The organism is Acidiplasma aeolicum, from assembly GCF_001402945.1.
Lineage (GTDB): Archaea > Thermoplasmatota > Thermoplasmata > Thermoplasmatales > Thermoplasmataceae > Acidiplasma > Acidiplasma aeolicum.
This window is the reverse complement of the sequence record NZ_LKBG01000020.1, coordinates 1-4,889: the sequence shown is the minus strand read 5'-3', so window position 1 is coordinate 4,889 and position 4,889 is coordinate 1. Positions and strand designations below refer to the sequence as shown.

The following is a 4,889-nucleotide window of genomic DNA, read 5'->3' as shown; positions in this document are numbered from 1 at the left end:
CGTTATATGGACAAGGTGCCCCCATTTAACGAGGTGCCAAATGGTACACCTGGAACAGAAACAATACTCCCACTTTTATTTACAAATGGTTACATGAAGGGAAAAATATCAATGGAGCAGCTTGTATCTGTATCGAGCACAAATCCTGCAAAACTGTTTGGCCTTAAAAATAAGGGAAACCTGCTTCCGGGATATGATGCAGATATTGTTATTATAGATCCAAAGAAGGAATTTACAGTGTCATACAAAATGCTCCACAGCAATATTAAATACTCAATATTTGAGGGGGAAAAACTTTATGGTTTTCCTGAGATAACAATTCTTAAAGGGAAAAAGGTCATGGAAAATGGCAGGATACTTGCCAGTGCTGGATCTGGAAAATATGTACCGGGTGAGATATCAAAATAAAAACTTAAAAAAATTTTTTTATGACTTTTTTATAACCAAAAATGCGAAAAATTTTCATGATCATCATTCTTATAATAACATTATTAATTCTTGTATCAGGCAATTTTTTAAATATAAATAATATTGACAATAAAATTAATGAGGATCAGGCAGCTCAAAACATAAATGTTTTTTCAGGCAATTCAAGTGATCCTTATATATATTTCAATGGAACAGTTGATAATTCAACATCCTTTAATTATGGCCTAAGCTGGAATACAAGCAAATATTTTGCCAGTACTGAAAATTCTATTTTAATATATCAGAATAATGTAACACTGCTTAATATAACATATGGAAAATATGATTACTGTGCAACGGTTGTAAATGCAGATAAAAAATATAGTAACCTGTTCAGCCTTAAAAGGGAAAACCACTGGTATAATATTACATTTATTTTTTCACCATACAGCAGTTACTGTGCATATATAATTATAAACAGTTCGCATGAAATTAGCATACCATATAAAATAATGTTAAAATACCCTGTTAAAAATGGAAGGATTGTTATTGCATTTGGCGGGCCAAGATCAACACAGAAAATAATAAATTACGGAGAAAGGCCATTTAATAATCTTATTTATTTTAATAATCACAGTTTGAAACTAAATAAATATTCATACAGCCTAATTTATAACGGCACATCCAGTTACAGTGCTGTTTTTAATGGTTATTATGGTGAACTTTTATATGTCCATAATAAGTCCATTGTTGGATATAATATATACAATAAAACATCCCATATAATTTATTCATTGAATAATAATTACACAAACATTTCATACCTTATCCAGAATCAGAAATATTATATATTTGTATCACAGAATAATATAAATTTAAATCTAATAAAAATCTGCAAAAATGGCACATTTGCAGGAACATTAAAGATTAAAAAGCCTTTTTCGGGATATATCTATTTCTATGATGGATATTATATTTATTATGGTTTTAATTATATGGAGGTATTTAAAAATGAATCATTATTAAAAACATATGAGTTTAATGGAATTATAACATATTTAATGCTATCCGGTGATAATTTGCGCTTCAATGTACTAAACAGAACTGTCATTAATGAATATGAATTTAATAATAGCATGGTTCCTGCAGAATATAAGGTATTAAACCTAAGCAGGGCTGTTAATGCAACGGTACTAAATTATTACGGAAATAGATTTAGCATCATCCATAACGGCACAGAGATGCTAGGTGCCGGCAAAATTTTAAATGGATTTTATCCCCTGCCGGAAAATTATTTTATTGATTCCAAAAATATATACTATTGTGAAAATGGTACACTGCTTAATACCGGCATAAAAAACACCGGTTATTTTAGTTTTCAGAAGGGTATAATAATCAACTTTTACCATAATTATGCCTTTATTTATGATTCCAGCACAATTCAAAAACCGAATAAATTTTATGTTTCAATGAACTATAATATATCAGGAAAAATATTGCACCTGCACTATCATATTCATGGTATATACAGGCACTATCTTGCATTTATAAATATAAAAAATTCCAGCATTATTATACATGCCGGAAAAAATTTTAACATATCATATGAAGTTAATTATAATGGATTATACATTATGAATCTAACACTTATTGATCCACAGGGGATTAGGGAATATTACAGCACATCAGTTGGTATAAACAGCTTCCCGGTTATTAAAACCATGGATATAGCCCAGCGTGGCAATTCGGTCATTGCAATAATTAATGGAGAAAATATAAATAATGTTACATTTAAATGGTATGTTAATGGAAGATTTTATGGTTCGGGTACGCAAATAAATAACCTGCCTGACGGTATAGACCATGTTGAACTGACCGCATATTACAACGGCCATTATAAAAATGTTACAGAGACATATTTAATTCTGGGCAATATTCCATATTATACTGCAGCCGCAGGGATTATAATAATTTTAATAATTTTCTCATATAATATGGTTTTTAATAACAAAAATATCGAGGAATTAATAATGAAATACGATAAAAAAATGTTAAGGGAGATTTTACATGAATCACGTAAATTAAGGATAAAAAAACATCTATTAATGAAAAAGTTACGGGAAATGGAGGGCAGTGGAAAAATTTCACTTGAAAAAGACATGGATAAGAATATTTACATTATAAAAAAATGAATTTTCATAAATAAAAAATATATACATCGCCATTATAAACCTGCATGCTGGTTTACTATTTAATAAATACAGTAAGCGCAATGCTTGGCAGGCTGGATGAAATTGTCATAGGTGTATCGGCATTGATTATTTCAATACTCTGGATACCAATAGCCTTGAGCTTTTTTAGCACCGATGATGCCAAAAGAACAGTGGCAAAGGAAAAATTGAAAAATGCGTTGATTGGAACATTTATTTATATTCTGGCTGTTAGCGGGGCCATGTACTCAATATTTAATTATATTATTACCGGACATATATGAATGCGGAATATATTATCAAAATATTTATTAATTCATTATACTCTTTAATTAATTATTCAGTAACAGCCTCATGGGATATCCTTGTTAAATACGGTCTAAGCCCTTATTATTCCTACACACAATTTTTTAATCAAAATAAGGGATTTATGGGATTTTATAATATTTTAATTTCAAATATTTATATTTACGTTTTTTCCACGGCGGTAATAATTTCGGCCCTTATTTTATTTATAAAAAGTTCATTTGACCTAAATCCTGATTTCAGGAGATACATGGTAAAGGCATTTTCTGCATTTCTTCTTTTCTGGAATTCATATTATGTGGCAATTTATATATTAAAAATTTCATATGCATTTTATATATACATTTACAGATTAAATGCCAACTGGTACAATATTTTAAATGTATCAATTAATATAAATAATAAGCTCCTATCATTTCTATTTACCGGTTCATATTTATTTTCAATACTTCTGCTCTTCACCATTTTTATTGTACGGCAGGCCCTTATAATCTTTTTTATTATTTTTATGCCAATGGTATCATTACTTATCATTGTTCCCGGAACTGAAAAATACGTATTTAAATTCATAAGAATGTTTTTTGAGCTGGTATTCTTCCCATTTTTTAGCATATCAATGCTGTACACCTTATCATTTTTTTCAGATGACCCGTTTATGCAGATTGGTATAATTTATGTATCAGCCCTTGCACCAGTATATTTAATGACAGAAATGTTTCAGTTATTCAGAACAGGCATATATGCTATTGGTGAGGCTGCATATATAAATACCATTGATACAGGCAGCATAAACCCGGGATATATACTTAACTCTGGTATGTCAGTGGATAAAACCCTTGATGATCAGTTTGGTGATGAAACAAGATTAAAATTCAATTAACCCTTATTTTTTCATAATCTTATAATCAATATCATATTTGTGTGTTATAAACCCCTGGCAGCAATCCAAAAGCACCGTGTGCCCGCATACTGGACAGGCCTGATTATGCCTGTAGATATAGCATTTATCACAATTACAGCCAGGTTCAAGGCAGTCCTCACACATAATTTAATATTATTATATATTATTTTAACGTTTTTTATTGTTTATTACAACATTTAATATTCATATTTTTTACTGTAACCCCGGGGTGTTATCATAAAATCCTTATACGAATATGTCTGTGAGTTTCCAATAATCACCGTGGAAAACATATCTATTGTATTATAATCCATGGATTTTATATCAGTTAAAATAACCTCCTGACCATCCCTATATGCATTTTTCACAATACCCACTGGCGTCGATTCATTTCTGTATCTTTTTATAATTTCCATTGCGTTTACTATACCATTTTGCCTCCTCATACTTTTTGGGTTGTAAAAAATTATTACAAAATCTGCCTCCGCAGCATTCATTATTCTTTTTTCAATAATGTTCCATGGTGTCAGATTTGTGCTCAGGCTGATGCTGCAGAAATCATTCATAATTGGTGACCCAAGAAGCGCGGCTGCAGAATTAAGCGCTGATATGCCGGGTATAACATGCACATCAATATCTATATTCTTTTTTGAAATAATTTCCAATGCAAGCCCTGCCATGCCATATATGCCCGAATCCCCGCTTGAAACAAGTGAAACAGTCTTACCATTTAGAACCTCAAGAACTGCACGCTCCGCCCTGTCCACCTCATTTGTTATTTCGCTTTCAATTATTTCCTTGTTCTTTAATATTGGTCTTATTAAATTTATATAATATTTGTATCCAATTATAACAGATGATTCGTTTAATTTTTTAACTGCAAGGCCTGTTAAATTATCCATGCTTCCAGGACCAATGCCGATTAAATAAAGCGATGCCATTCAATCATAATATCTAATTTATATATTTCATTTTTTATGCCTTTATAATATATCCAAGGAACTGATTTCCAGAACTTTTTATTGCATTGATGCCGTTCAGGTTAGACATAACATGGGCAGGAC

General features: G+C 30.6%; 6 protein-coding genes. 4 read left to right on the top strand and 2 right to left on the bottom strand.

Annotated features, from left to right (window positions below; translation table 11 throughout):
- From AOG54_RS00995 to AOG54_RS00980, 4 genes are all read left to right on the top strand, one after another.
- On the top strand, nucleotides 1–408 hold a 408-nt coding region (locus AOG54_RS00995), incomplete at its 5' end, for an amidohydrolase family protein (protein ID WP_156324154.1).
- Between the two features lie 41 nt (nucleotides 409–449).
- On the top strand, nucleotides 450–2,600 hold the full coding sequence (locus tag AOG54_RS00990) for a hypothetical protein (RefSeq protein WP_156324153.1): 2,151 nt from the start codon (nucleotides 450–452) through the stop codon (nucleotides 2,598–2,600).
- Nucleotides 2,601–2,644: 44 nt separating this feature from the next.
- Nucleotides 2,645–2,902 carry a hypothetical protein gene (locus AOG54_RS00985; RefSeq protein ID WP_048101499.1) on the top strand — a complete coding sequence of 86 codons (258 nt, stop codon included), beginning with the start codon at nucleotides 2,645–2,647 and terminating at the stop codon, nucleotides 2,900–2,902.
- Nucleotides 2,899–3,804, top strand: a complete 906-nt coding sequence (locus AOG54_RS00980; RefSeq protein WP_048101498.1) for a hypothetical protein — start codon at nucleotides 2,899–2,901, stop codon at nucleotides 3,802–3,804. The genes AOG54_RS00985 and AOG54_RS00980 overlap by 4 nt, the downstream gene beginning before the upstream one ends.
- A gap of 3 nt (nucleotides 3,805–3,807) precedes the next feature.
- Here AOG54_RS00980 and AOG54_RS09630 read toward each other — a convergent pair whose 3' ends face one another.
- Nucleotides 3,808–3,969 (bottom strand): hypothetical protein, encoded by a 162-nt coding sequence (locus AOG54_RS09630; RefSeq protein WP_156150299.1) that lies wholly within the window; start codon nucleotides 3,967–3,969, stop codon nucleotides 3,808–3,810.
- A gap of 53 nt (nucleotides 3,970–4,022) precedes the next feature.
- A complete protein-coding gene (cobJ, locus tag AOG54_RS00975; protein WP_048101497.1) occupies nucleotides 4,023–4,766 on the bottom strand; it encodes a precorrin-3B C(17)-methyltransferase in 744 nt (247 codons plus the stop codon).
- Nucleotides 4,767–4,889 lie beyond the last annotated feature (123 nt).

What these genes read in the sequence shown, in the direction of transcription:
- AOG54_RS00980 (WP_048101498.1), top strand. Translation starts at nt 2,899, where the DNA reads ATGAATGCGGAATATATTATCAAAATATTTATTAATTCATTATACTCT.
- AOG54_RS00985 (WP_048101499.1), top strand. Translation starts at nt 2,645, where the DNA reads ATGCTGGTTTACTATTTAATAAATACAGTAAGCGCAATGCTTGGCAGG.
- cobJ (WP_048101497.1), bottom strand. Translation starts at nt 4,766, where the DNA reads ATGGCATCGCTTTATTTAATCGGCATTGGTCCTGGAAGCATGGATAAT.
- AOG54_RS09630 (WP_156150299.1), bottom strand. Translation starts at nt 3,969, where the DNA reads ATGTGTGAGGACTGCCTTGAACCTGGCTGTAATTGTGATAAATGCTAT.
- AOG54_RS00990 (WP_156324153.1), top strand. Translation starts at nt 450, where the DNA reads ATGCGAAAAATTTTCATGATCATCATTCTTATAATAACATTATTAATT.